Source organism: Maritalea mediterranea (assembly GCF_021568695.1).
Lineage (GTDB): Bacteria > Pseudomonadota > Alphaproteobacteria > Rhizobiales > Devosiaceae > Maritalea > Maritalea mediterranea.
The window spans coordinates 228,512-254,073 of the sequence record NZ_JAKGTI010000003.1 but is presented as its reverse complement, the minus strand read 5'-3'; the positions used below and the strand labels follow the sequence as shown (position 1 = coordinate 254,073).

Genomic DNA, 25,562 nt, shown 5'->3' with positions numbered 1-25,562 from the left:
CAACCAGAGAATAATGCCGTATTCCGCGTAAGATTAAAAGCCTGTTAACTATTTTGCAGTTCGGTTGAAGTCAACTAATCCGGCGCTTTTAGCGCAATTGCCTAAAATATAGGCAAACGAACAACTTCCGCTGCACCCTAATCTAACAAAAAGCCAGCAATGATCGCCGCGACATTGCGGCCCAGATCGCCAACCGCATAGCCACCTTCCATCACAAACAGGGTGGGCCTGTTGGTGCGCAACAGGGCGCCCACCTTGGTCATATCTGGATGGGTCAACTTGAATTGGGAAATCGGGTCACCTTCAAAGAAATCCACGCCCAGCGAGATCACCAAATAGTCAGGATCATATCGATCGATCTCCGTAAGCCCTTGCTGAATTTGGTGCAAAAACGTCGGCGCTTCAGTGCCCAGCGGCAAAGGATAGTTGAAATTAAACCCTTCGCCCATGCCGGTGCCGCGCTCGTCCGCATGGCCGAGGAAATAAGGATACTCCTCAAGCGGGTCAGCATGAACCGAGAGGAATTGCACATCGTTGCGGTGATAAAAGATAGATTGCGTGCCGTTGCCATGGTGATAGTCGACATCAAAAATAGACACGCGCGCGGCGCCCTGATCGCGAAAATATTGCGCCGCGATGGCTGCATTGTTGAAAAAGCAATAGCCACCATAATAATCCTTGCCCGCATGATGACCAGGTGGTCGACACAGTGAAAAGGCCGCACCATCGCCCCTGAGCAGCGCGTCAGCGCCATTCAATGCGCTTTGGGCTGAGGCATAGGCCGCGCCATAGGTTTTGCCTGTGAGCGGTGTGCCCGCATCAAAGCTATAATGCCCCAGCTTACCATCAAGATGATGCGGCACCTTATCGGTGCGAAAGTCACGCCCGGGCCAGACGAAAGGAAACCCCTCGCCCTCCCGTCCCGCTTCAACCCAGAGGTCGCCAAAGGCGTGCAAGAAGTCGATATAGCCTGTGTCATGGACTTGTTCGATCGGTTTACGACCAAAATCCTGCATGTCGGCATGGGTCACCCCGGCAACATCCTTCAATGCCTCGAACACCATTTGGGCGCGCTGGGGCGTTTCAACCGCATCCACCAACTTCCCATCTGAAATTTCTTTTTGCGGATTGTGGGCCATTTGGTCTGGCGAGAAAAACAGCTTCAAGGGGCACTCCATTATCGCTTGGACAAAGAAAAAGGTCGGTGACAAGCACCGACCTTAAACTTTTGCAACATTGTGTAAAGCGCTTAGCCCTGACGAGCTTTGAACCGCTTGTTCACCTTGTTAATGATATAGATGCGACCGCGACGGCGAACGACCTTATTGTCGCGATGCCGGGTGCGCAACGCCTTGATGGAATTTTTGATTTTCATTCCGGTCACCCTTTACATTCATAAAAAGAGGCGCCACCGGCGCCGCATAAGTTGGCTGGAAACTATGAAGAATTTTCCCGCTTGTCAACGCCCAATTGCGCCAAAACACGCAAATCTGGCTCCCAATCTGCGCAAATTCGGCCCAAGCGGCCAAGGGCGCGGTCCACCGCGCCCCGCCATGTTTATACGATCAGCTTATCAAGCTCATCATGTTCGGCCACATAGTGTCCGGGTTTCACCTCATCCAGCCGCGGCACATAGTCGAGCTGATTAGCCTCAATCTTGGAGGGCAAAAAGCGCAGTTTCGCTGTGGGGTCCATAGGCGACGGCAATTCACCCGGCAACTTGATCCGCTCGCGCGCCCGTTCAATTTTCGGGTCGGGAATCGGCACCGCCGAAATCAATTGCTTGGTGTACGGATGGCGCGGATCTTTATAGATCTCGTGCCGGTCCGCCAGCTCCACAATGCGCCCGAGATAAAGCACCATGATCCGGTGCGAAATCTCACGCACCACAGACAAATCGTGGGAGATGAACAGCAAGGACAGATCAAAATCTTCCTGCAAATCCATCAACAACTCAATGATCTGCGCTTGAATGGACACATCCAGCGCCGACACCGCCTCATCACACACCACCAGCTTGGGCTCCATAATCATCGCCCGGGCAATGCCCACACGCTGGTTCTGGCCACCGGAAAGCTCATGCGGATAACGGTTGATCATGTGCTGGGGCAGGCCCACGCGTTCCATCATCTGCGCAACCTTGGCCTTCATGTCTTTACGTGACATGTCGGGGCGGAATGTTTGCAGCGGCTCCATGATGGAATCGGCAATGGTCATGCGCGGATCAAGGCTGGCCAAAGGATCCTGAAACACGATTTGCAAATCTTTGCGCTTCTTGTTCAATTCCTTGCGGTTGAGCCCGGAAAGCGGGCTACCAAGCCAGCTGACTGCCCCGGCGGTCGGCGGAATAAGCTGGAGCACCGCGCGGGCCAAGGTGGATTTACCACACCCGCTCTCGCCCACAATGCCCAGCGTTTCGCCGGGACGCAGGGTGAAGCTAACTCCGTCTACTGCTTTAAGTGGCATACGTTTGGGCCAAAGGCCCTCGTGCACTTTGATGTCGAACTCAACTCGCACATCATCAACTTTCAGGAAGTTCTGATCGCGCCCTTTTTCTTCATATTCTTTGAGCTTGCGATTGGTCGCCTTATCCGGCTGGTCAATGCGCGGCATCGCATCCAGCAGCATTTTTGTATAATCATGTTGCGGATTATAAAAAATGTCGTCGGCTGTGCCTTCTTCCACATAAACCCCGTCCTTCATCACCTGAATACGGTCACACATGCGGGCCACAACCCCCATATCGTGGGTAATCAGCGCGATGGCGGTGTTGCTGTGCTTTTTCAACTCGTCCATCAAGTCGAGGATTTCTGCCTGCACGGTCACGTCGAGGGCCGTGGTCGGCTCATCAGCAATCAGCAACTCAGGCTCACACAGCATGGACATGGCAATCATCACCCGTTGGCGCATGCCACCAGACAATTCATGCGGATATTGGTCCAGCCGCCGTTTGGCATCTGAAATATGCACCCGCTCCAGCCATTCAAGGCTCTTTTTGGTGGCGGCATCGCCGCGCACATCCGTATGCAGCTCCAGCACTTCTTTCATTTGTGCTGCCACCGTCATATGCGGCGTCAGGCTGGTGAGCGGATCCTGAAAGATCATGCTCATATAACGACCACGAATTTTGTTCAGTTGCTGCACCGGCATACCCAAAATGGATTTGCCGTGAAACAGAACATCGCCTGTGGCTTTACCATTATTGGCCAAAAGGCCCATAGCGGTCATAAAGGTTTGGCTTTTGCCAGACCCGGATTCCCCCACAATGCCCAGGCATTCGCCGCGGTTTATGTGCAGATTTACACCGCGCACCGCATCCACCTGACCATCAGGCGTGTCAAAAGACACATTCAGGTCTTTCACCTGCAATACTGTATTTTGATCAGCTTCACTCATGCTGTCATCTCCCGATTGGGCATTGTTTTAGTTTGTTTACTCATGGTGCCACTGCCATTCGAAGGCAGATGACAAAGTTTGAATAATGTCATCACCCCTCCTAGCGGTCTTTTGGGTCAAGCGCGTCGCGCAACCCATCACCAATGAAAAAGAAACAAAACAGACCCACAATGAAGAAACCCAAGGGGAAGGCCAGTTGCCAGATCACCCCATATTGCATGGTTTTTGCGCCCTCATTAATCAGCGCGCCCCAAGAGGTCATCGGTTCTTGAACGCCCAGGCCCAGGAACGAGATAAAGCTTTCGGTCAAAATCAAGGCTGGAACCAACAAGGAAGCATAGACAATCACCACACCCAACAAATTGGGCACAATGTGGCGCATAATGATCGTGAAGCTGCCCACACCGGAAGCAATCGCCGCTTCGATGAATTCCTTATTCTTAATCGACAAGGTCTGGCCACGCACAATACGCGCCATATCCATCCAGGCGAATAGCCCGATCCCCACAAATAGCATTTCCAACGACCGGCCAAACACCACCAACAACAGGATCAACACGAACATGTAAGGCACAGACAACAACAGGTCGACAACCCGCATCATAAAGTTGTCCAGCGCGCCACCGACATAGCCGGAGATCGCGCCGTATAGCGTGCCCACAATCACCGCCACTGCGGCGCCCAGAAAGCCAACCGTCAGTGAGATTTGTGTGCCCTGCATTGTGCGGGCAAAAATATCGCGGCCCAAATCATCCGTGCCGAAATAATGTCCGGTTTCGATGGACGGATAGCCCATTGTCGCCGCATTACCCATGGTCGCCCAGTCAATCGTCTCATAATCCCAGGGCGAAAAGAGCGGCCCGACAAAGGACAAGAGCGTGATAAAGATCAGCACAAATACGCTGGTCACCGCGGCCTTGTTTTTGGAAAAGCGCGCCATCGCATCTTGCCACAGAGAGCGCCCTTTGATCGCCTGTTGCTCCACGATATTTTCCGCCAGAGCATCCATTTTTTCACTTTTTACAATCATGATCTGCTCTCCTATGACAACCGAATGCGTGGGTCGAGCCAGGCATAGATAATGTCAACCAAGGCGTTAAAGGTAATGGTCAGGACACCGATCAAGATGGTGATCCCCATCATCACGGAATAGTCGCGGTTAAAGGCAGAGTTCACGAAATACTGGCCCATACCACCGGTGCTGAAATACAAATCCACAACCACAGAACCGGTCGCCATACCCACAAAGGCAGGCCCAAGATAGGAAATGACCGGCATCAAAGCAGGCTTGAGCGCGTGCTTGAAAATGACTTCCCGCTCAGAAAGCCCCTTGGCTTTCGCCGTGCGAATAAAGTTGGAATTCAAAACTTCCAGCATGGAGGATCGCGCCAGACGCGCAATATTGGCCATATAGCTGGTCGACAGCGCAATCACCGGCATGATGATATATTCAATCTGACCGCCATTCCAGCCGCCGCCGGGCAGGTAATATTGCCCATTGGTCAGTCTGAAGAGCCCTAGTGTAAAGATCAACACCAGGATCGGCGCCATTACAAAGTTGGGCAGCACTTGCGCGCTGATTGAGATACCAACAGCAGTATAGTCAACTGCGGTATTGTGACGGATGGCCGCGACGATACCAAGAGACAAGCCTACGATCACTGCAAAAACAAATGACCAGAACCCGTAAGTCAATGTCACGGGGAACCCCTGCGCAATGATGTCGTTTACGGATTTATCGCGATATTTAAAGGACGGCCCAAAATCAAAATTGGTCACCACATTCCAAATATAATTCCAGATTTGCACTGGCAGCGGATCGTCCAACCCGTAGCGGGCTTGAATGTTTTTCAGCACTTCCGGCGGCAGCGCACGTTCGGTCGTGAACGGCCCGCCAGGCGCGGCGTACATCAACAAAAATGATGCGATAATCAAAATCAACAATGTGGGAATCGCATACCCCACACGTCGGACAATAAAACTGAACATTTTTTGTAAAACCCTGCTTCCCTAAATGTGGGCTCTTGTTGGGCAACTTGACCAATATATACCAAGCAGCGCGAGCCTTCACATCCTAATCTTTAGTCGACCAAAACGCCACATAACCCCCGATATGCAGCCAGCAAACTAAAGAGAAACACCGCGCGAGACTATTGGTCCCGCGCGGTGCGATAATTTGGTTATTCAGCGACCTTGTAAAGGTCACGGCTATACCAGTTTTGCTCAACGTTCTCGAAAGGCCAACCTTTCACGTTGTCTTTGAGCATCATAACGCCAGTATAGTGGTAAACCGGAATCACAGGCATTTCTTCTGCCAAAATCTGCTCCACACGAGTGTAGTTTTCTTGTGGGTTTTCTGCAGTTTTCGCATCAGCCATCAACTGATCGACTTCCTCATTTGAGTACTTGCCGTCATTGTAGCCTGAAGGCGTGGTCAAGAGATCCAGGAATGTGGATGCTTCGTTGTAGTCACCGCACCATGCACCACGGGCCAACTCAAAGTCTTGGTTGCCGCGTGTTTCAAGGAATGTCTTCCATTCCATGTTGCCAAGTGTGGCTTCTACACCCAACTTCTGCTTCCACATTTGCGAGATCGCAACAGCAATCCGCTTGTGGCCTTCAGAAGTGTTGTAAAGCATATCGAACTCGAGTGGATTATCTGGACCATAGCCAGCTTCTGCCAGAAGTTCTTTTGCCTTTTCGTCACGCTCTGCCTGGGTCATACCAGCGAAGTCAACATCAGGCACCTCGAAACCGGCTGTTGCAGCAGGTGTAAAGGTGTAAGCTTGGAACTGGCCACCTTGCAACACTTGGTCGGTGATCACTTTACGGTCAACCGCATAAGAAAGCGCCTTACGTACGCGCACATCTTTAAAGGCTTCCGGGCCGCTATCAGACAAGTTGAAGGTGTAATAGTAGTTACACAGACGTGGGAAAGAGTGAGCCTGATCTGGGAACTCCTCCTTCAATGCAGGATATTGACCTGCTGGAACTTCTGTTTTGTCCAACTCACCCGCACGCCAACGTGTCAACGCCACGTTATCATCGTTGATCACCAAGGTCACAACCTTATCCAAGATGGTCGCGTCGTTGTTCCAGTACATTTCGTTGCGTTCACGTGTGGTCCGCTCGTTCAGCACCCACTCGGTCAACACATATGCACCGTTTGACACCATATTCTCAGGACGGGTCCACGCGTCACCATGCTCTTCAATAGTTGCTTGGTGCGTTGGGAATGTAGTGGCGTGTGTCACCATTGATGGGAAGTATGGCAACGCAGAAGTCAATTTCACACGCAATGTGTGATCATCAACAGCTTCTACACCCAATTCTGATGGGTCTTTTTCGCCAGCAATAACTTCTTTGCCATTTTCAAGTGACATCAATTCCATATACCAAGCATATGGTGAAGCGGTTTCTGGATCTGCAGCGCGGCGCCATGCATAAACGAAATCACCTGCTGTTACAGGATCGCCGTTTGACCATTTGGCATTGTCGCGCAATTTAAATGTATAAACAGTATTGCCTTCGCTTGCTTCCCAGCTTTCAGCAACACCTGGAATCAAATTGCCCTCGGCATCTTGGTTCAACAAACCCTCGAACAAGTCGCGAATAACGTCTGAGCCAGACACGTCTTCGTTCAATTGTGGATCAAGTGTTGGAAGGCCATCGAGCAAACGATAGGTAAATGTTTGATCCGCCGCCAGCTTTTCGCCAGTCTCTGGATGCACATGATCGTCCGCATAGGCACCGCCAGTAAGCGCAGCTACAACTGCCAAGGCTGATGCCGTTTTGAACATTGTGGTAAACTTCATAAAACTACTCTCCCTAGTAGACGTTTCCCTGTCGGTCTTGCTGTTATTAGCTGCCGACTTAAATAAGACAGTTACAAATTGCCACTGTCAGACAATCACCGTAACGCTCTCTTAATCCGTTTGGCAAGGCAAGAATTCCGGCGGATTTAAAAAAAACTGAGGGAAAAACCCCGATTTTATCCAACTCGCCGGTTGCCATACCAATCAAGAATATAACTATGCGATACGATGAATTTTCATTTCATCCCATATTGAGATAAAAATAAACCCCTAATTTCGCTCAACAATCGCTGCGACCCCTTGACCACCTGCTGTACAAACGGAAATCAAGGCTCGCTCTTTCTTTTCCCGCTCCAACAAATTCACCGTGGCCCCCAATATGCGCGCGCCGGTGGCGGCGAAGGGGTGACCATAGGCCACGCTGGAGCCGGTAAGATTAATCTTGCGTTTATCGATCTTGCCCAGCGGCTTGTCCCGGCCAAGAACCTCTTTGTTGTAGGTCTTGTCTGCAAATGCTTTCACCGTGCACAACAGCACGGCGGCAAAGGCTTCGTGAATTTCAAACAGATCAATATCGGCAAAGCTCAACTCTTCCCGTGCCAACATGTCGGAAACCGCAATGGTCGGCGCCATCAGCAGCCCATCACCATGGGCAAAATCATTGGCGCTGACCGAGCCGGTACGCAAATAGCCCAGAATCGGCAAGCCCCGCTCTTTCGCCCACTCTTCGCTGGCCAACAATACGGAGGCGGCACCATCTGTCAGCGGTGTTGAGTTCGCTGCGGTCAAGGTGCCATGCCCGGACTTGCGGTCAAAGCTTGGCTTCAGGCTGGACAATTTTTCCATCGAGCTGTCGGCCCGCACATTATTGTCGCGCACGATGCCCGCGTGGGGCACGATCAGATCATCATGAAAGCCCTCTTCATAGGCTTTCGCCGCTTTGTGGTGCGAGCCAAGCGCCCATTCATCCTGCTCTTCCCGGCTGATCTCCCATTCACGCGCCATCAATTCGCAATGCTGGCCCATGGAGAGGCCCGTACGGGGCTCAGCTGTAGAGGGGGCATTTGGCACCACTTCACCAAAACTGAAGCCTTTAAACACGCCAAGCTTTTGGCCCAGCGTTTTTGCGCGACTTAGCTTGATCATGCGCTTGGAGAATTTCGGCCCGAACACAATCGGGCTGTCGCTCACACTGTCTGCACCGCAAGCAATGCCGCTCTCAATCTCACCGGTGGCGATTTTTGAGGCCACCATCAGCGCCGCCTGCAAGGACGTGCCGCAGGCAATCTGCACCGTGGTGCCCGGCGTGGTTGGGGCCAGCCCGGCATTGAGCGCCGCTTCGCGGGCAATATTAAAGTCGCGGCTATGATTGAGCACAACCCCGCCCATCACCTCGTCAATGTGGGTGTCTTTCAACTTATATTTGTCCACAAGGCCTTTGAGCGCCCCGGTCATCATCGACAAGTTCGTCTCGTCGCGATAGCCCGTATGCGCCCGGCAAAAAGGAATGCGGGCACTGCCAACAATTGCGACACGTTTGAGTGTTTTTGTCATAATCCCTATATCCCTATTTATGCTTTGCCATCACGACGCGCTTTAAGCGGCCCGCCAAGGAACGGCGCAAACCCTGTGCCAAAGATCACACCAATATCAGCCATGTCTTCATCGGCCGCGATGCCCTCTTTCACGCACACTTCGCATTCGTCCACCAAAGGCTGCACGAGATCGCGGCCCAGCCCTTCATAATTGGCGTGCGGCGCTGGTTCACCCTTTTGGGCTTTGCCATTTTCCCATTTGTAAAAGCCCTGACCCGTTTTGCGGCCCAAATGGCCTTGTGAAAGCAGCGTGGCAAACTTGCCCCCCTCTTTCACCTCTTCGCCCAGCTCTTCGGCTACAGACTTGGCCACATCCAGACCCACCACATCCATCAGCTCAATCGGGCCCATGGGCATGCCAAATGCCACCGCGGCCTTGTCAATCTGCTCGGCATTCTCGCCATTCTCGACCCGCATGACGGCTTGCAGCATATAGGGCATCAACACGCGATTGACCAAAAAGCCCTTCTCGCTTTTCACAATCACCGGGCTTTTGCCAATGGCGGTGCAAAAACTTGCGCCCATACGCACCTGCGCATCGGTGTTTTTCGCCTGCTTAATCACTTCCACCAGCGGCAACTGGGCTACCGGGTTAAAGAAATGCAAACCGATCAGCCGCTTGGGCTGCTTCAACGCTGTCGCAATTTCTTCCAGCGGAATAGAAGATGTATTGGTTGCCATAATGGCGTCCTTTTTCATCTTCGGCTCCAAATCCGCAAACAGCTTTTGCTTGATCTCAAGATTCTCAACAATCGCCTCAATCACCACTTCGGCACGGGCCACTCCTTTGCCCTCGGGGTCAGCCACCAGGCGTGACATTGCGGCCTCTACAGCCTGTGGCTTTTTCAAGCGCTTCTGGAACAGTTTTTTCGCCCGTTTCAACGCAGGCTCAATCCGCTCCATATCCAGATCTTGCAAGCTGACTTCCATGCCGCGATAGGCACACCAGGCGGCAATATCGCCCCCCATTACACCAGCGCCCACAACATGAACGCGGCGGAACACAGGCTTTTCGCCCTTCACGCCCTGCGCCTTCAGCCCTTCGGACAGGAAGAACACCCGGCGCAAATTTTCCGCCGTGTCGCTGGCCATCAGTTCAGGAAAATGCTCAATCTCGGACTTGATAAAGGCCTTGGGATCATTGCCGTGCTTTTCATATAAATCGATCAGCTTGTGCGGCGCCGGATAATGCTTGGGGTTGGCCTTCTTTTTGGTTTGCTCCCGCATCTTGTTGGCTGTGTAGCCGCGCAGCGGCCCCATCGCCATGACCCGTTTGGTGAAGGGCGCGGGCTTGGATTGCTGCCGTTGCATCACCGCCTTGCGGCCCGCCCAGCGCAACTGGTCGCGATGGGTCACCAACCGGTCCACCAACCCCATGCCTTTAGCTTGGCTGGCACGATAATTCTTGCCCGTTAACATGGCTGTCATTGCGGCCAAAGGCCCCGCTTGGCGGATCGAACGGCCGGTGCCGCCAAAGCCGGGGAAAATCCCCAGCTTCACTTCCGGGAAGCCCAATTTGGTCGCATCATCATTCACCGCAATGCGATAATGGCAGGCCAGCGCCAGCTCCAGACCGCCGCCAAGACAAAAGCCGTGAATACCCGCCACCATAGGGATCGGCAATTTCTCAATTTTATTGAAAATCGCATGGGTGCGTTCCAGCGCGGCGGGCAGAATGGACGGGTCGCTCATCTCGTCGAACTCGCGCACGTCCGCCCCGGCAATGAAGCCATTGTCCTTGGCAGACAGCAAGACCACACCGGCCAGTTCGTTAGACGCGGCCAGATCTTCAAACCGCAGCACCAGCTTTTCCAGCTCTTCAATGCAATCACGACCTAAAACATTCACCGGCGACTTTGGCGTATCGATGGTGAGCCAGCCAATCTGCTCCACATCGATCTCAAAGTGCCAATATTTCAGCTTTGGCAATTTTGGTTGTGCCACTGTGTTCGCTCCCCTTTAATTATTGTGCAGCAACATTTTTGTCAGCATCCCGGTCGGCGCCCAATTCATCAAAATCGAAATCATCCACCCGGATCACTTTATCTGTTGCCTCATCGGCGGCACGCAAAATGCCTGCCTCATTATCATTCAAAATTCCCTTTTCCACCGCATCGTCGATGGCGTCACGGTCAAGGCGCCGCGCAATCTCGCCCTTTTTCAGAGCACGGATAAAGCGCTTTTCAATCTCTTCTGCTTCTTCGACCTTCTGCAACGTATCTTCCAACACGCCAGTACGGTCTTCGGGATCAAAGCTGACAAAGATGTCACGCGTCAACCGGTCACGCTGTTCTGAGTGACGCAGGATGGCCTTGGCCAAACGATAGTTTTCCCGGTCTGAAGACCCTTTGGCGCGCCGCCCCAGCGGGAACACCAAAAAGCGCATCAACACCCGCAAAACCGGATTTGGGAAATTGTTAAACACCTGATCAAAGCTATGTTCAATGGCGGCAAACCGGTCTTCAGCAATGGCTTGCACAATCGGCAGATCATCAGCGATCGCTCCATCATCTTCCCAACGCTTCAATGTCATCGACATCAAATAAAGGTCGGACAAAATGTCAGCCATACGACCAGAAATCCGCTGTTTTCGTTTCAGGTCTCCGCCAAGGAAGGCCACAACCCAATCGCCCACCAGTGCAAAGTTTTGCGCGTAGCGGTGCAAGCGCTGATAGTAAATCTTGGTCGGCCCGTTGCGAGGCGAGGACGCAAAGCGCGCAAAGGTGACGCTATGCAGAAAGCTCGCCAAAATATTGCGCAGCATAAAGCCGGTATGGCCCGCAAAGGCTTTATCAAAGGCTTTTTGCCCCTCGGCCTTATTCTCATTCTGCGCCGCAGAAATCTCCTTATAAAGGAAAGGGTGCGCCCGCAAAGCGCCCTGCGCAAACGTGATCAAGGTGCGAGTCAAGATGTTGGCCCCTTCCACCGTGATCGCCACGGGCACCGCCTGATAACCGGCAAACAAATAGTTAGATGGCCCGTCGCACACAGCACGCCCGCCATGCACATCCATGGCGTCATTGATGCGCTCACGCATCGCATCGGTGGTGCGATATTTCAGCAGCGCCGAAATCACAGAAGGCTTTTGGCCTTCGTCCACCATGGCGGCGGTTGTCGCTCGCGCGCCTTCAAACATATAAGAATCCTTGACCAAACGCGCCACGGGCTCGGCCACCCCTTCCATCATACCAATGGAGATGCCGAACTGACGACGGATGCGCGCATAGGCAGAGGTCACACGCAAAGCCTGTTTGATGGAAACGGTGCCAATGGCCGGCAATGAAATTGCCCGACCTGTGGACAGACACTCCATCAACATGCGCCAACCCTGGCCACAATATTCGGTGCCGCCAATAATCCAATCAAGCGGGATAAACACATCCTTGCCTGAGTTTGGACCATTCATAAAGGCCGAACGCGCCGGATAGTGGCGGCGACCAATATTCACGCCTTCATGATCCGTGGGGATCAGCGCCAAGGTGATGCCCACATCAGTGCCTTTGCCCAAACGGTTTTCAGGGTCATAAAGATTGAAGGCCAACCCCAACAAGGTCGCTACCGGCCCAAGCGTGATGTAGCGCTTTTCCCAGTTCAGCTTGACACCAAGTACTTTCTTGCCTTCATGCATGCCTTCGCACACCACGCCCACATCGCGCATCCCTGCCGCGTCAGACCCGGCATGGGGCGCGGTCAGGCCAAAGCATGGCACTTCTTTACCAGTGGCCAAGCGCTCCAGATATTTGTCCTTTTGTTCCGGCGTACCATATTTTTCCAGCAGCTCGCCCGGTCCCAAAGAGTTGGGCACCATCACGGTGATCCCGGCGGCAATAGACCGGCCAGCAATTTTCGATACGATCATGGATTGCGCCTGCGCAGAGAAACCCAAGCCGCCATGCTCTTTGGAAATCAACATGCCCAAAAAGCCATTGTCTTTCAGATATTGCCAAACCTCTTCAGGCATGTCCGCACGATTGTGACGCGTGTCCCAATCGTCGATCATTTTACACACCACTTCGGTAGGCCCGTCCAAAAAGGCTTGCTCCTCTTCAGTCAGGTGCGGCTTTTCAATATCCAGCAGCTTGTTCCATTTTGGCCGACCAGAAAACAATTCCGCATCCCAACCCACAGTGCCGGCGTCCAGCGCTTCCTGCTCGGTGCGCGAAACGCGCGGCAGAATCTTTTTCACGGCTTTGTAAATATGATTGGTGAGCACCAGCCGCCGGATCATTGGTACGCTTAACAGCAGGAAAACAACGCCGGGAATAAACGTCAATATAGCCACAATATTCAGCGACAGCGCACCACCAAGGGCCAAGGCAGCTGCTGCATAGACCAGCGCCGCCAGCCCCCAGAATACAAGCTTGGCTTCAGTCACCGCCAACGCAACAAATCCAACAATGAAAATGAGGAACATCATTAAGGTCATTTTACCCTCCCAAACGGGCCATTCGGCATAACAAACAGCCACGCCCTAGCCTGACCACAAGTTTTTGCCTTTTTTGCGACAAGCGCAACCACAATCAAAGGCCATAAGGCCACTTCAACGCAACACTGGCATATATTCACGTTAACGTCAATCAAATGACTTTATCGGAAACATATTGAAAAACGTTGGAAAATCATAAACCTAACGCGCAGGACAAGAAATTGTTCATTTTCCAACCATTTTAACGTCGCTCAATTGACGTTAACGTCAATATCTGAATATACTTCATTTCCCAGCGCATGAGGGGGCGCTCGCGGGAGTGAGGGAGCAAAACATGACCAGCAAGTCCGACAAGACAACCAAGTCTAGCAAGACAAACAAGTCGACCAAGACCAATAAGACCAAACATAAGCCATACCAGCCCTGGATCGACAAATATCCTGAGGGCATCGACTTTTTTGCCGAGATCGACACCACGCCCGTGCCTGAGCGGGTGGACAAAGCGGTAAAAGAACATGCCACACGCGTGGCGATGGACTTTTTGGGCGCGGAAACCACATATGCTGAAATGGGTGACCAGATTGAGCGCATGGCGGGTGCTCTGCAAAAAGAACTCGGCCTTAAAAAGGGCAACCGCGTGGCCCTACTGCTGCCCAACACGCCATTTTTCCCGGTAATTTATTACGCTGCCTTGAAAATTGGCGCGACGATCGTGAACTGCAATCCGCTCTACACCCACTCAGAGCTGATGCATATTTTGAAGAATTCAAACCCCGATATTCTGGTCACAACGGACCTTAAATTGACGCTGGAAAAAGCGGAAAAGCTGATGCAGGAAGGCGTGGCCAAAAAGCTATTGGTCTCCCATTTCCCAAATGCATTGCCCGGCATCAAAAAAGTCCTGTTCAAAATCTTCAAAGCCAAAGATCTTGCCAAGCTCAGTGATGAGAAGGTCAAAGCCAATTATCTGGATTGGCAGGCCCTGCTGGATAACAATCTGCAAGCAGACCCAGTCAAAATCGACAAAGACGACATGGCCGTGCTGCAATTCACCGGTGGCACCACCGGCACGCCAAAAGCGGCGGTTTTGACCCATGGCAATATCGCGGCCAATTTGAGCCAGATCGATTTGTGGGGGGTCGACCTGTTCCGTCCCGGCGCCACCCTTGCGGCAGTGATTCCGTTTTTCCATATTTTTGCGATGACCGTGTGCATGAACACCCCGCTCACCAGTGGCGTGAAAGTGGCGATGTTGCCACGCTATGAGCGCAAATCATTGCTGGAAATGATTCACCGCACCAAAGCGACCATTCTGCCGGCCGTGCCAACACTTTCGCACGCTTTGGCCACGGCTCCGGAGCGCAATAAATATGATCTGTCGAGCCTCAAAATCGGCATTTCCGGTGGGGCGGCGCTGCCCAACGAAACCAAACAGGCCTTTGCCAAGGCCACCGGCGGGCGCATCGCCGAAGGCTATGGCCTGACCGAAACCTCCCCCGTTTTGTGCTGCGCACCGCTTTATGCCCCAAACAAGGACAATTCGATCGGCATGCCTTTGCCCGGCACCGACATACAATTTGTTGATGTGGAAGACCCCACCAAATTTGTTGGCCCAGGCGAACGCGGCGAGCTGGTGGCCAAAGGGCCGCAAGTGATGCCCGGCTATTTGGACAATGACGACGCCAATAAGGAGTCCTTCATCGACGGCTATTTCCGCACGGGCGATGTGGGGTATGTCGATGAAGACGGGCATCTTTATATTGTCGACCGGATTAAGGATATCATCATCTGTTCCGGCTTTAACGTCTATCCCCGCGCCATAGAAGACGCGCTATACCACCATGATGAGGTGGATGAATGCAATGTGATCGGCGTAGAGGATGAATATCGCGGCGAGGCTCCCATAGCGTTTGTAAAGCGGGTTGAGGGGTCCAATCTGGGCGAAGAGGAGCTGCGCGAACACCTCAAGAAATATCTGTCGAAAATCGAAATGCCGCGTGAAATCATCTTCAAAAGCGAATTGCCCAAAACTTTGGTGGGTAAATTGTCCAAAAATGATTTGCGTGAAGAATATGCCAAATTGAAGAAAAGCTGATGGGTGAAAATCGCGAACAACACGAACTCTATGCCATTACCGAACTGGCAAAGGAGTTTGATATATCCACCCGTACAATTCGGTTTTACGAATCCAAGGGATTGTTGAAGCCGGATCGCGTGGGCACGACCCGCGTGTTCCGGCGGCGCGACCGCACGCGTCTCCTGCTGATCCTCAGGGGCAAACGGCTGGGATTTTCGTTAAAAGAGATCTCCGAATATCTGGAACTTTACGACGCGGACCGGACAAAAACCGCGCAAACTCAACATCTGCTCAATCGGGTGAATTCGCGCCTCGAACAGCTCAAGGCGCAAAAGCAGGATCTGGAAAATGCTATCGATGAGCTGGAGGGCATGCGAAAATATGCGCTGGGACAATTGAGCAAGCGCAGCGCATAGCTTAGCTTACTTGCTGCTCAACTTCTTGTAGCATTTTGTTTGTAATCATCTCTCCGTCACCTTCCTCAGCCTCGGCCTCGGCCCGATGTTCATAAATATCCAGCATTTTGACGCCCTTAAATGGGTTCCGCTGAAATAGATAGCGACGATAATCAGCCATCCCAGTGCGCTGTGCTGCGTGTTCACTTTCTCCTTTGGGCACATCATCAAAGGTGCGGCGGCGGTCCGGCCCGAGATAATCTTCCGTCTCAAAATATTTGACGGGTTGAAACATCTGGCGCTTGAGCCGGTCCGTCATAAATTTGAGCGAGCAGGGAAACTGCAAGATATCGTCAATGCCCATGGCGATATATTCGTAAATCTGTTGCCGGGGCAAATCGCGAGACAGCATCACCACCGGTGAGAACCGATGCCGCTCATGCCGATGCTCGCGAATGGCCTGCATTGCGGCACGCACTTCTTTATTGGAGCTGATCTGGGTTAAGAAACAAAATTGCAAAGGGCGCGAAAAGGGCACCACATTTAAGCTTTCCGCTTCAGCAAAGTGTTCGACCTGCGCAAACCCGATTTCTGTAAGAACAGAGTGGAAACTCTTCGCCCAGGCGCTGTCTTTGCAAACTATAAATGCACTTGATCGGTTAAACATCGCAAATTACTTAAATTCTCAAAACATGAAATAATAATACGGAATAATTTATTACCGAATTCCAAAGGCTTGCCGTCAAATGCAAGGAAATCGATATTTAATGAACCCCTACGGGCACTTACCTATTTTTCCAACTGGTCTAGATTTCGATCTGTGTTGAGACGTCATCAGCCGGTTCAGGCTCAAAAACCTGCACATCCATGATCCCCACCCCATGTTCGGGCGAACGGATAAAGGTTCGTCTTTCATAGCCGCGCGTGCCAAAGCGTGGTTTACGCCCGGCCTCCCCTTCAAAAAAGAGCCTCCGGTCGGGCCCGAAATAATTGCTGGTAATGAAGTAGGAGATTGGCGTCATAATTTGCGCGTGCATGCGACGGCGCAACATCCCCTTTGTGCAGGGAAATTGGATGACATCATCAAAACCCAATTCCACCATTTGTCGCAATTGGGTTTCAACGAGTTCGCGCGCCATTAAAATGGCGGGCGAATATTTTACATCGCCGCGCGGATACATGCGCAAAATGCGCAAGGCTTTCATCATATAGGGAAGCCCGACCGCCTGTTGGAAAAAGACATAATTGACCCGGTCGGGGTCAATTGCCCCTTCAAAGTGGTCAATGTTTGCCACCACCTCCACATGCCCAACGCCGAGACCGGTCAAATTGTCCCGAAATGCGTTTGGCCATGCCCCCGATTCAGCGCAAACAATGGCAACAGTCTTGTCCAGCATTTAACAGCCTAGCAAATTGACTGGCTCGAAATTTATTTAACTTTTTATAAAATACAACTTTAAATTAACCCAATCGCGGTTTTTCCTCAAATTCCGGCGCCAGAAAACCATTTGACCAATTTTGCACTTTCGGTCATATTGTCAAAAACCTTACCACCATTCTGGCGAAAGAGCACGCTTCATGACCACGCCGAACGATCTGATGCAACCTGATGTGTCCGAGCGCGAGCAGGATATTTTCGACGCAACGGAACGGCTGTTGGTCAAATTTGGCTATGACAAGACAACCGTGGCCGACATTGCCCGAGAGGCAGGCATCTCCAAAGGGGCGGTCTATCTACACTTCAGTTCAAAGGACGAGCTGATCGAAAAAATGCTTGTACGGGCCATGCTGGGCTTTTCCGCCAACTGGTTTGCAGCAATCGAAAAAGACCCGCAAGGTGGCCTGATCGGCAATATGTATCTCAATATGCTCAAAGTGATCGACCAGACGCCGCTGATGGCCGTGATCATGCGTCAGGATGGGGCCATCCTGGGCAATTACCTCAAGAAAAAAGACAATTTTTTTGCCAAACATCAGCGCCAGGGCATGCGCCATGAATTTGTGATGATGATGCAGCAAGCGGGGGCCATCCGGCCCGACCTTGACCCCAAGGTCGTGGCGCACATCATGGACATGATCAGCTTTGGCATGGTGACCATCGCCGAATTTGTACCCGCTGAACAAATCCCGCCCACCGATGATGTGGTCAAAGGCATCGCCGATTTTATGCACCGGGCGCTGACCCCCGAACAGGGCGCAGACAGCGAAACCGGCAAACGCATTTTGCGTCAGATTTATACCAAGGCCCAAAAAGATTTTGTTGCCGCGCAGCAAACTGATGCCGCGCACAAGGAGAATTGAAATGATCCGCGTTGAAAACCTGCAATTTGCCTATTCTGGCGCCAAAACCGACACGCTGCATGGTCTAGATTTCACCATAGACAAAGGCGAGATTTTTGGTTTTCTGGGCCCCTCAGGCTCGGGCAAGTCCACCACCCAGAAAATTCTGATTGGCTTGCTGAAAAACTATCGCGGCTCTATCGAGTTAATGGGCAAGCAGGTGCGCGATTGGGACAATTCTCTTTATGAACATATCGGCGTGTCTTTTGAATTGCCCAATCATTATCTCAAGCTCACGGCGCGCGAAAATCTGGAGCATTTTGCCGGATTTTATAAACATATCGAATTCTCCCCCGAAACGGTGCTGAAATGGGTGGATCTGCATGAAGATGCGGACAAACTCACCTCCGATTTTTCCAAAGGCATGAAAATCCGCCTCAATGTCGCCCGCGCCTTGATGCACAATCCGCAAATCCTGTTTTTGGACGAGCCGACATCAGGCCTCGACCCGGTGAATGCCAAGCGCATCAAGGATCTGGTGCTCGACTTGCGCTCAAAAGGCACCACCATTTTCACCACCACCCACAATATGAGCCTGGCCGACCAATTGTGCGACCGGGTGGCCTTTATCACCAATGGCAAGATCTCCACGATCGACGCCCCGGAAAAGCTGAAAGCCAAATATGGCAAGCGCAGTGTGCGAGTGGATTATATGGACAATACCCATCTGGCCAATCAGGAGTTTGAGCTGGACGGGTTGGGGCAGAACCAGGATTTTCTCCAACTCATCCAGTCGGACCGGCGGATTAAGCGTATCCACACCCAGGAGACCACCCTCGACAATATCTTTATCGAAGTCACCGGTAAGGAACTGGTGCAATGACCCGCTTCTGGCACGAACTCAAAACCGATGTGCGGGTGCAGTTCCGCAACAAACTATATCACATCGGCATCATCATCTCGCTGCTGGTGGCGATTGTGCTGTCGCAATTGGTCAATATGGAGCAACTCGGCTATGCCTTCCCCGCGCTGGTGGTCCTGATCATTGGCGGCACCACAATGCTCTATGTGGCCGGCATGGTCATTTTTGAAAAAGACGAAGGCACCATCGCGGCCGCTGTGGTCACCCCGCTGCTTGATGTTGAATATCTCGCCGCCAAAGTCGCATCATTGGTGTTGCTGGCCACCTTTGAAACCGTCCTCTCGCTCGCCGGGGCCATGGCGATTCTCGCACTGGGGGAACCCATCATCTGGCCCAACCCGCTCTGGCTGGTGCTCGGTATAATTGCCGTGGGCGTGGTTTATACCCTGATCGGTCTGGCCCTTGTGGTGCGCTATGATTCAATCACCGAGTTTTTGATCCCCATGGCCGTTGTGGCGGTTACATTGCAGTTGCCCTTTCTTTATTTCTTCGGGCTGGTTGAACATTGGAGCCTTCTGGTTATTCCCACCAGCGCCCCGACCATGGTGATCATGGGGGCATATCGCGACCTTGCCCTGTGGGAACAGATCTATGCCCTGAGCTACTCAACGCTACTGTTGCTCGGTCTGGGCATCTGGGCCAAAGCGGCCTTCGACAAACATATTATTGAAAATCTGGGATAGCGCCATGCTCTCGATGACCCATATGAAACAATTGGCCCGCCATGATCTCAAGCTGATCGCCCGAGATCGATTTTTGATGCTGATGTTCAGTTTCTTACTGGTGATCTCACTGGTTATACGGTTTGCGCTGCCTGCACTTGACGCCCATTTCCGCACCATTGGCTTCATGCCCGGCCCTGACATTGCAGAACCTTTATCAACCTATTTTCCTTTGCTGATCGGGTATCTGATCGTCTTTCAAGGTATGCTGCTGGCGGGGGCTGTCTACGGATTTATGCTGCTCGATGAAAAAGGGGACAAGACCCTGGTGGCCATGCAAGTGGTGCCCATCCATATGAGCCAGTTTATCGGGTTTCGTCTGGTGATGCCGGCGCTACTGAGCTTTATTGCTTTTTTTGGCATGATGCTGATTGTCGGCATGCATATGCCGCCCCTTCCCGCAGCGATCGTGATCGCCGCATCGGCCGCACTCACCTCCCCGATCACCGCTTTGTTTTATGCCATTTTTGCCCAAAACAAGCTGCAGGGCTTTGGCATGGCCAAATTTACCTCTGTCGCCGGCTGGGTCATCCTGATCGGCTGGTTCATCCCCCAACCTTTTGATTGGCTTGCCAGCATCTTTCCGCCCTTTTTCATCACCAAAGCCTATTGGATGGTGCTGGATGGTGATCCCTATTGGTGGGTTGCAATCATTCTCGGCGTCATCAGCCAGCTGGCCCTTATCGGGGTCATGCTCGCCATGTTGCGCAAAACCCTGCAGAAATTGGTCTAGGCTCTGAACATAGGGTCAGGACCTAGCTCACGCCATATACAGACAAGGCTTCGGCCACGCGCTTAAACCCAGCAATATTGGCCCCTTCAATATAGTCGGGCCGTTTATCGTCACGCGCACAGGCCACGCAATCCTTGTGAATTTGCTTCATGATCTTGCGTAATTTCTTATCAACCTTGGACGCCGACCAGGATAAATGCATCGCATTTTGGCTGCGCTCCAGCCCGGAAACCGCCACACCGCCGGCATTGGCCGCTTTGGCCGGGCCAATGGCAATGCCGCGCTCACGGGCCTTTTCCCGAGCCGGGGCCTGCAGCGGCATATTTGCTGCTTCGCAAATCATAGACATCTTGCCCGCAAGCATTTTGTCCATATCCGCGCCGCTCACTTCATTTTGCGTGGCCGCGGGAATGGCAATGTCAAAATCTTCACCCCAAGGCTTTTTTCCGTCGTGATAGGTGATCTCATCTGCTTCAAAATCGGCAAGTGCGCCACGCTGATTTTCCTTGAGATCAATGATGCGCTCAATGTCCTCGGCGCTAAAGCCGTCATTCTTGACCACATAGCCCTGACTATCCGAAAGGGTGACCACCTTGGCTTTGCGCTCCACCAGCTTCTTGGCGGTATAAAGCGCCACATTGCCCGCCCCGGACAAAGCGCACCGCTTGCCTTCGATCTCATCGTCCTGATGCGCCAGCATATTCATCAAAAAATAGACACAGCCAAACCCTGTGGCTTCTTTGCGGATACAACTCCCGCCAAAGCCGGGATTTTTGCCGGTCAACACCGCCTCATGCCGCCCGGTGAGTTGCTTATATGCGCCAAACAGAAAGCCGATCTCGCGGTTACCCACGCCAATATCTCCCGCTGGCACGTCGCGATCGGCCCCGATATGGCGATAAAGTTCCTGCATAAAGGCCTGACAAAAGCGCATGATCTCACTTTCACTTCTGCCCTTGGGGTTGAAATCTGACCCGCCTTTACCACCGCCCATCGGCAATCCTGTCAGCGCATTTTTCAAGGTTTGTTCAAAACCTAGAAATTTAAAGGTATCGAGACGAACATCCGGATGAAAGCGCAAGCCGCCCTTATAGGGGCCAAGCACATTGTTATATTGAACGCGCCAGCCGGTATTGATTTGGACATTTTGTTGATCATCCAACCAGTTCACCCGGAACTGAATGACGCGGTCCGGCACCAGCAGCCGCTCGAAAACCTTATTGTCGCGATATTTCTTTTGCTCGTCCAAAACGTGCTCAATATCCCCAGACACCTCGCTCACCGCCTGATAAAATTGCGGCTCTTCCGGCATTTGGTTCTTTAGATTTTTAAAAATGTCTTCAATATGAGCCAAAATGGACCTCCATCGCGTACAACAAGTGAATAGTAAATGTCAGTGATCAGACAACGTTCCACCACCGTATAAAGATCATAATGAACTTAAAGAGGTAGTATGTCCCAGTCGCCCAGCCAAATTGCGTATGACCTTTTGACCGCAGAAGACGACGGACGCGTCTGCCGGGATATCCCGGAGAAGGCCTGCAATGCCAAAGAGGCAAACTTCGCCATCCATGTGGCGTCGCTCAGCATGAGCAAAATGGCCGACGGCTTGGTGGATCCAAAACTGATCTTGAGCTGGCTGCTCACCACGGCCGGGGCGCCCGCCGCCATCATCGGCATGCTGGTGCCGGTGCGTGAGGCTGGGGCCCTGCTGCCGCAATTGTTCACGGCGGGTCACATCCGCAACATGGCACAACGCAAATTTGCCTGGGCCATCGGCGCATTTTTGCAAGGCGCGGCGGCCTCGGGCATGGCCCTCGCCGCATTTACGTTACAGGGTTGGGCTCTGGGCTTCTCCATCATCGCCCTGCTCACCCTTTTGGCCCTCGCGCGCTCCGTCTGCTCGGTGGCCTATAAAGATGTGCTGGGCAAAACCGTGGCCAAATCCGTGCGCGGTACCGCCACTGGCACCGCGTCCTCCATCGGGGCAGGCTTTGTGATCGGCTTTGCGCTTTTGCTCACTTTCGTGGGCGAACATAAACTGATGCTGGTTCAAGTCGGGCTGGCCAGTGCTGGCCTGTTTTGGATTTTTGGCAGTCTCAACTTTTTGCGACTGGCCGAAGAAAAGGGAGCGAATGAAGGCGGCGGCAATCCCTTTACGCTCGCATTGGAAAATGCCTCGGCACTTAAACAGGACAAGCAACTATTCTGGTTTATCCTCACCCGGGCCCTATTGACCGCCACCGCGCTCGCCCCACCCTTTATGATCGCCCTTGGTGGTGCCAATGATGTCAACACCCAAGCCTTTCAGGGCCTTGGGCTATTGCTTTTGGCCTCCGCCGGGGCGGGTCTGATCTCCAGCTATATATGGGGCCGATTGGCTGACCGCTCGAGCCGGAAAACTTTGGCCCTTTCCGGCCTGATGGGTGGGTTGGCATTGGCCCTCAGCGTTGTCGCCGATTTGCTGGGCTGGTTGAACAGCATCTACATGCTGCCCCTGCTGCTTTTCGGTCTTATGATTGCATATCAAGGCGTCCGTCTGGGGCGGTCCACTCATTTGGTGGATATGGCCGACAAAGACGATCGCGCGGTCTACACCGCTTTGAGCAACACCATCATCGGCGTGGTGTTGCTGGCTGGATCGATTTTCGGGGTGGTTGGCACGTTATTTGGCGCGCATAGCGTAATCGGTCTCTTTGCCCTGATGTGTTTTGCGGCCAGCGCCTGCGCCCTGCGCCTCAATGAGGAGCAGCACTAGAGTCTTGATCCTAGGCGACCGCCTCTTGCAGTGGATCGAGATTAAACAGGGTCACAATATCATCCAGCCGCTGCGACTGCCGCGCTGTGTGTTCAATATTTTCATTATTGCGCAACACCAATGCAGAACTTTCGCCGATCATATCGCCCAGGCTGGATATATCCTGACTGAGATAAGTGATGGTTTGGGCTTGCTGGTTGGTCGCTGCCGCCAATTGCGCCAGCGCCTGGTTATTGTCGCGCACCCCATCCACCATATCATTCAACATATGGGTGGATTGTGCCACCAGCTTGGTGCCCTGTGCCACTTCATTGTTGCTTTGCTCGATCAGGCTCTTCACTTCAGAGGACGCGGCGGCCGTGGATTGCGCCAATCGCCGCACCTCAACCGCAACAACGGCAAACCCCTTGCCCGCCTCACCGGCCCGCGCCGCCTCAACCGAAGCATTTAGCGCCAGCAAATTGGTCTGGAAGGCAATATCATCAATCATCCCGATAATGGTGGAAATGCGTGAAGCACTCTGGGTAATCCGTTCCATGGCCTGATTGGCCTCTGCCATAAGTTGCGCATTTTGGGTGGCGATATCGCCTACGGATTCGGATCGGGCCGCCACTGCCCCGGTTTCTGCTGCCGCACCGTTGATCAGTTCTGCAACTTCGTTCATCGCCCGACGGGTCTCTTGCACCAATTGACTTTGTTGCCCATTGCGCTCGGTCAAATTGCGGGCATTCAGATCCATATCATAGCTGGCCGTTTTCAAAGAAGAGGCCGCGCGCTTGAGTTTTGAGACAATATCGGCAAGCGAGCGCGCCACTTTATTGGTGTCGTGCCGCAAATGGGCAAAAGCCCCTTTCGCATCGCCTTTCATACGCGCCGTCAGATCTGCCTGCGCCAGGGCCGATAAAACCCGCGCCGTCTCTGAAACCCCATGATCAACATTTCGAACCAATGTGTTCACCGCCCGCGCCAAATGGGCCAGCTCCAGATCAGGCTGATCTTCGGGCAAACGTTGGGAGAAATCGCCATTGGCCGCGGCCTCCACCACATTTGACATGGTGCTTTGAAAAGCCGCCATCTGCGTTGCGCGACGTTCGCGCTCGGCCAGTCGGTTTTTCTCCTCGGCCGAAAGCGCCGCCACCTTGGCCGCATTTTCGCGAAACACATCCACTGTTGCCCGCATGTCGCCGATCTCATCTCGCCGTTGCATCGTCGGCAACGTCACATCATGCGCCCCATCGGCCAATTTCCGCATGGCACCGGTCAACAAGGCGATCGGCTTGGCAATGGATCGGGCATAGACCAACGCCAAGGTGGTGGACAGCACCATAATCATCGCCCCGACGGCCACCATGATCCACCCCAGCGTTTGCGTCGGGCTTGTCAACTCGTTGCGGCTCTGTGACACATCCATATACCAGTTTGCTTTATCAAACTGGATCGGCTCCACCACATGCGTGCGCAATTGTCCCGCTTGATCCTGCGCATCAAAAACCTGCGGCCCACGGAGCGCAGATATTTCTGTCACCAATGCATCATTTGAAACATCTGGTGAAGGGTTTGAACTGGCCAATAGACGTCCATCACCGTTCAACAAATGACTTTGCCCGCTCGCCCCCAACCCTTCAGCCAGCGACAAGATGGCGTTTAAACTGTCCAACTTGAGTTGAAACCCCATTACACCAAGCGGCTTGCCCGTCTCGTCCATCACCGGCGTGCCCAAGAACGCAACCATCTGCCCGGTTTCACCATAAGGGGCGAAATCCACAAAGGCGGTTTGCCCCTGCTCCAGCTCCACTGCAGTGCGAAACATTTCAGCCAACCCTGCGCCAAATTGCAGGTTTTCCGCCGCAAGCAGATTGGTGGCGAAGTCACCATGTTTGAACACCGAATAGATGACATTACCTTTTTTGTCGATCAGATAGATGTCGCCATAATTGTTGGTCAGCGCCAACTCAACCAATCCTTGATGTCGCCCGGCGTGATAACGATCGTAGGAATCGCCCAGGCTCGACCGGTCCAGCAAATAGCGCTCTTCAGCCGCGTGCGGGTTATTCAAAATGTAAGCATCCTGCAGCAATTTCGTCACATCGCCCATAAAGGCCAGCCCGCCATAGGCGCTCGCCATCAGCTCAATTCCGTCGCGAATATTGCGTTTATTGGCATTGAGCAGCAGTTCATGTTCGATCGCTGTCATTTTGTCGGCAATCAGACGCGATTTCAGCGATGCGATCGACCCCAGCCGAGTCGCACTTTCATGCGCCAATGATTGCGCGGAGAAAAAATAGCCAATTGCAGAGGTACAAATTACAGTGGCCAGCACCAGCCCGGCCAACAGGGCCGACATTTTCGTGGAAAGCTTTAAGTGATTCAGAAATTGAGCAAGGGACATAGCGGACACAACCTATCGTGCAACGGAGATATTTGTGCGCGATAGTGGTCTCGA

20 protein-coding genes are annotated in these 25,562 nt (G+C 52.8%); 7 read left to right on the top strand and 13 right to left on the bottom strand.

Annotated elements, in window-relative coordinates; translation table 11 throughout:
- Positions 1 to 137: 137 nt before the first annotated feature.
- The 9 genes from L1I42_RS14075 to L1I42_RS14035 form a co-directional block, all read right to left on the bottom strand.
- Positions 138 to 1,166: a histone deacetylase family protein gene (locus L1I42_RS14075; RefSeq protein ID WP_236115304.1), complete on the bottom strand. Its 1,029-nt coding sequence runs from the start codon at positions 1,164 to 1,166 to the stop codon at positions 138 to 140.
- A gap of 83 nt (positions 1,167 to 1,249) precedes the next feature.
- Complete coding sequence (ykgO, locus tag L1I42_RS14070; protein ID WP_027835018.1) at positions 1,250 to 1,375, bottom strand: type B 50S ribosomal protein L36; 126 nt, start codon at positions 1,373 to 1,375, stop codon at positions 1,250 to 1,252.
- A 182-nt stretch (positions 1,376 to 1,557) separates the two neighbouring features.
- Positions 1,558 to 3,396 carry an ABC transporter ATP-binding protein gene (locus L1I42_RS14065; RefSeq protein WP_236115303.1) on the bottom strand — a complete coding sequence of 613 codons (1,839 nt, stop codon included), beginning with the start codon at positions 3,394 to 3,396 and terminating at the stop codon, positions 1,558 to 1,560.
- Positions 3,397 to 3,496: 100 nt separating this feature from the next.
- Entirely contained in the window at positions 3,497 to 4,426 is a 930-nt protein-coding gene (locus tag L1I42_RS14060; RefSeq protein ID WP_236115302.1) for an ABC transporter permease subunit, read from the bottom strand.
- An 11-nt stretch (positions 4,427 to 4,437) separates the two neighbouring features.
- Positions 4,438 to 5,385 carry an oligopeptide ABC transporter permease OppB gene (gene oppB / locus L1I42_RS14055; protein WP_236115301.1) on the bottom strand — a complete coding sequence of 316 codons (948 nt, stop codon included), beginning with the start codon at positions 5,383 to 5,385 and terminating at the stop codon, positions 4,438 to 4,440.
- Between the two features lie 191 nt (positions 5,386 to 5,576).
- Positions 5,577 to 7,211 (bottom strand): peptide ABC transporter substrate-binding protein, encoded by a 1,635-nt coding sequence (locus L1I42_RS14050; protein ID WP_236115300.1) that lies wholly within the window; start codon positions 7,209 to 7,211, stop codon positions 5,577 to 5,579.
- Positions 7,212 to 7,481: 270 nt separating this feature from the next.
- Positions 7,482 to 8,765, bottom strand: coding sequence for an acetyl-CoA C-acetyltransferase (locus L1I42_RS14045; RefSeq protein WP_236115299.1), 1,284 nt, complete (start codon positions 8,763 to 8,765; stop codon positions 7,482 to 7,484).
- 17 nt (positions 8,766 to 8,782) lie between these two features.
- On the bottom strand, positions 8,783 to 10,750 hold the full coding sequence (locus L1I42_RS14040) for a 3-hydroxyacyl-CoA dehydrogenase NAD-binding domain-containing protein (RefSeq protein WP_236115298.1): 1,968 nt from the start codon (positions 10,748 to 10,750) through the stop codon (positions 8,783 to 8,785).
- Positions 10,751 to 10,769: 19 nt separating this feature from the next.
- Positions 10,770 to 13,232, bottom strand: coding sequence for an acyl-CoA dehydrogenase (locus L1I42_RS14035; protein WP_236115297.1), 2,463 nt, complete (start codon positions 13,230 to 13,232; stop codon positions 10,770 to 10,772).
- Positions 13,233 to 13,566: 334 nt separating this feature from the next.
- On the opposite strand from L1I42_RS14035, the gene L1I42_RS14030 reads away from it, so the two are divergent.
- Complete coding sequence (locus L1I42_RS14030; RefSeq protein WP_236115296.1) at positions 13,567 to 15,327, top strand: long-chain-fatty-acid--CoA ligase; 1,761 nt, start codon at positions 13,567 to 13,569, stop codon at positions 15,325 to 15,327.
- Positions 15,327 to 15,725 carry a MerR family transcriptional regulator gene (locus L1I42_RS14025; protein WP_236115295.1) on the top strand — a complete coding sequence of 133 codons (399 nt, stop codon included), beginning with the start codon at positions 15,327 to 15,329 and terminating at the stop codon, positions 15,723 to 15,725. The genes L1I42_RS14030 and L1I42_RS14025 overlap by 1 nt, the downstream gene beginning before the upstream one ends.
- Before the next feature lies 1 nt (position 15,726).
- Here the strand turns inward: L1I42_RS14025 and L1I42_RS14020 are convergent, their stop codons facing one another.
- Both L1I42_RS14020 and L1I42_RS14015 read right to left on the bottom strand, forming a co-directional pair.
- Positions 15,727 to 16,371: a hypothetical protein gene (locus L1I42_RS14020; protein ID WP_236115294.1), complete on the bottom strand. Its 645-nt coding sequence runs from the start codon at positions 16,369 to 16,371 to the stop codon at positions 15,727 to 15,729.
- A gap of 139 nt (positions 16,372 to 16,510) precedes the next feature.
- On the bottom strand, positions 16,511 to 17,101 hold the full coding sequence (locus L1I42_RS14015) for a hypothetical protein (RefSeq protein ID WP_236115293.1): 591 nt from the start codon (positions 17,099 to 17,101) through the stop codon (positions 16,511 to 16,513).
- 181 nt (positions 17,102 to 17,282) lie between these two features.
- Here L1I42_RS14015 and L1I42_RS14010 point away from each other — a divergent pair, with 181 nt between their 5' ends.
- The 4 genes from L1I42_RS14010 to L1I42_RS13995 are packed head-to-tail and all read left to right on the top strand — an operon-like array spanning position 17,283 to position 20,361.
- Complete coding sequence (locus L1I42_RS14010; RefSeq protein ID WP_236115292.1) at positions 17,283 to 18,005, top strand: TetR/AcrR family transcriptional regulator; 723 nt, start codon at positions 17,283 to 17,285, stop codon at positions 18,003 to 18,005.
- A 1-nt stretch (position 18,006) separates the two neighbouring features.
- Positions 18,007 to 18,867 (top strand): ABC transporter ATP-binding protein, encoded by an 861-nt coding sequence (locus L1I42_RS14005; RefSeq protein ID WP_236115291.1) that lies wholly within the window; start codon positions 18,007 to 18,009, stop codon positions 18,865 to 18,867.
- Positions 18,864 to 19,589, top strand: coding sequence for a fluoroquinolone export ABC transporter permease subunit (locus L1I42_RS14000; RefSeq protein WP_236115290.1), 726 nt, complete (start codon positions 18,864 to 18,866; stop codon positions 19,587 to 19,589). The genes L1I42_RS14005 and L1I42_RS14000 overlap by 4 nt, the downstream gene beginning before the upstream one ends.
- Positions 19,590 to 19,593: 4 nt before the next feature.
- Positions 19,594 to 20,361 (top strand): Rv2686c family ABC transporter permease subunit, encoded by a 768-nt coding sequence (locus L1I42_RS13995; protein ID WP_236115289.1) that lies wholly within the window; start codon positions 19,594 to 19,596, stop codon positions 20,359 to 20,361.
- Positions 20,362 to 20,383: 22 nt separating this feature from the next.
- On the opposite strand, the gene gdhA is transcribed toward L1I42_RS13995, so the two are convergent.
- The gene (gene gdhA, locus L1I42_RS13990) at positions 20,384 to 21,715 is read right to left on the bottom strand and encodes an NADP-specific glutamate dehydrogenase (protein ID WP_236115288.1); all 1,332 of its coding nucleotides are present in this window, start codon (positions 21,713 to 21,715) and stop codon (positions 20,384 to 20,386) included.
- A 99-nt stretch (positions 21,716 to 21,814) separates the two neighbouring features.
- Here gdhA and L1I42_RS13985 point away from each other — a divergent pair, with 99 nt between their 5' ends.
- Positions 21,815 to 23,119 (top strand): MFS transporter, encoded by a 1,305-nt coding sequence (locus tag L1I42_RS13985; RefSeq protein WP_236115287.1) that lies wholly within the window; start codon positions 21,815 to 21,817, stop codon positions 23,117 to 23,119.
- A 10-nt stretch (positions 23,120 to 23,129) separates the two neighbouring features.
- On the opposite strand, the gene L1I42_RS13980 is transcribed toward L1I42_RS13985, so the two are convergent.
- Complete coding sequence (locus tag L1I42_RS13980) at positions 23,130 to 25,508, bottom strand: methyl-accepting chemotaxis protein (protein ID WP_236115286.1); 2,379 nt, start codon at positions 25,506 to 25,508, stop codon at positions 23,130 to 23,132.
- Between the last annotated feature and the right edge of the window lie 54 nt (positions 25,509 to 25,562).

What these genes read in the sequence shown, in the direction of transcription:
- L1I42_RS14010 (WP_236115292.1), top strand. Translation starts at nt 17,283, where the DNA reads ATGACCACGCCGAACGATCTGATGCAACCTGATGTGTCCGAGCGCGAG.
- ykgO (WP_027835018.1), bottom strand. Translation starts at nt 1,375, where the DNA reads ATGAAAATCAAAAATTCCATCAAGGCGTTGCGCACCCGGCATCGCGAC.
- L1I42_RS14045 (WP_236115299.1), bottom strand. Translation starts at nt 8,765, where the DNA reads ATGACAAAAACACTCAAACGTGTCGCAATTGTTGGCAGTGCCCGCATT.
- oppB (WP_236115301.1), bottom strand. Translation starts at nt 5,385, where the DNA reads ATGTTCAGTTTTATTGTCCGACGTGTGGGGTATGCGATTCCCACATTG.
- L1I42_RS13985 (WP_236115287.1), top strand. Translation starts at nt 21,815, where the DNA reads ATGTCCCAGTCGCCCAGCCAAATTGCGTATGACCTTTTGACCGCAGAA.
- L1I42_RS14035 (WP_236115297.1), bottom strand. Translation starts at nt 13,232, where the DNA reads ATGACCTTAATGATGTTCCTCATTTTCATTGTTGGATTTGTTGCGTTG.
- L1I42_RS14000 (WP_236115290.1), top strand. Translation starts at nt 18,864, where the DNA reads ATGACCCGCTTCTGGCACGAACTCAAAACCGATGTGCGGGTGCAGTTC.
- L1I42_RS14050 (WP_236115300.1), bottom strand. Translation starts at nt 7,211, where the DNA reads ATGAAGTTTACCACAATGTTCAAAACGGCATCAGCCTTGGCAGTTGTA.
- L1I42_RS13995 (WP_236115289.1), top strand. Translation starts at nt 19,594, where the DNA reads ATGCTCTCGATGACCCATATGAAACAATTGGCCCGCCATGATCTCAAG.
- L1I42_RS13980 (WP_236115286.1), bottom strand. Translation starts at nt 25,508, where the DNA reads ATGTCCCTTGCTCAATTTCTGAATCACTTAAAGCTTTCCACGAAAATG.
- L1I42_RS14025 (WP_236115295.1), top strand. Translation starts at nt 15,327, where the DNA reads ATGGGTGAAAATCGCGAACAACACGAACTCTATGCCATTACCGAACTG.
- L1I42_RS14060 (WP_236115302.1), bottom strand. Translation starts at nt 4,426, where the DNA reads ATGATTGTAAAAAGTGAAAAAATGGATGCTCTGGCGGAAAATATCGTG.
- L1I42_RS14065 (WP_236115303.1), bottom strand. Translation starts at nt 3,396, where the DNA reads ATGAGTGAAGCTGATCAAAATACAGTATTGCAGGTGAAAGACCTGAAT.
- L1I42_RS14020 (WP_236115294.1), bottom strand. Translation starts at nt 16,371, where the DNA reads ATGTTTAACCGATCAAGTGCATTTATAGTTTGCAAAGACAGCGCCTGG.
- L1I42_RS14005 (WP_236115291.1), top strand. Translation starts at nt 18,007, where the DNA reads ATGATCCGCGTTGAAAACCTGCAATTTGCCTATTCTGGCGCCAAAACC.
- L1I42_RS14015 (WP_236115293.1), bottom strand. Translation starts at nt 17,101, where the DNA reads ATGCTGGACAAGACTGTTGCCATTGTTTGCGCTGAATCGGGGGCATGG.
- L1I42_RS14030 (WP_236115296.1), top strand. Translation starts at nt 13,567, where the DNA reads ATGACCAGCAAGTCCGACAAGACAACCAAGTCTAGCAAGACAAACAAG.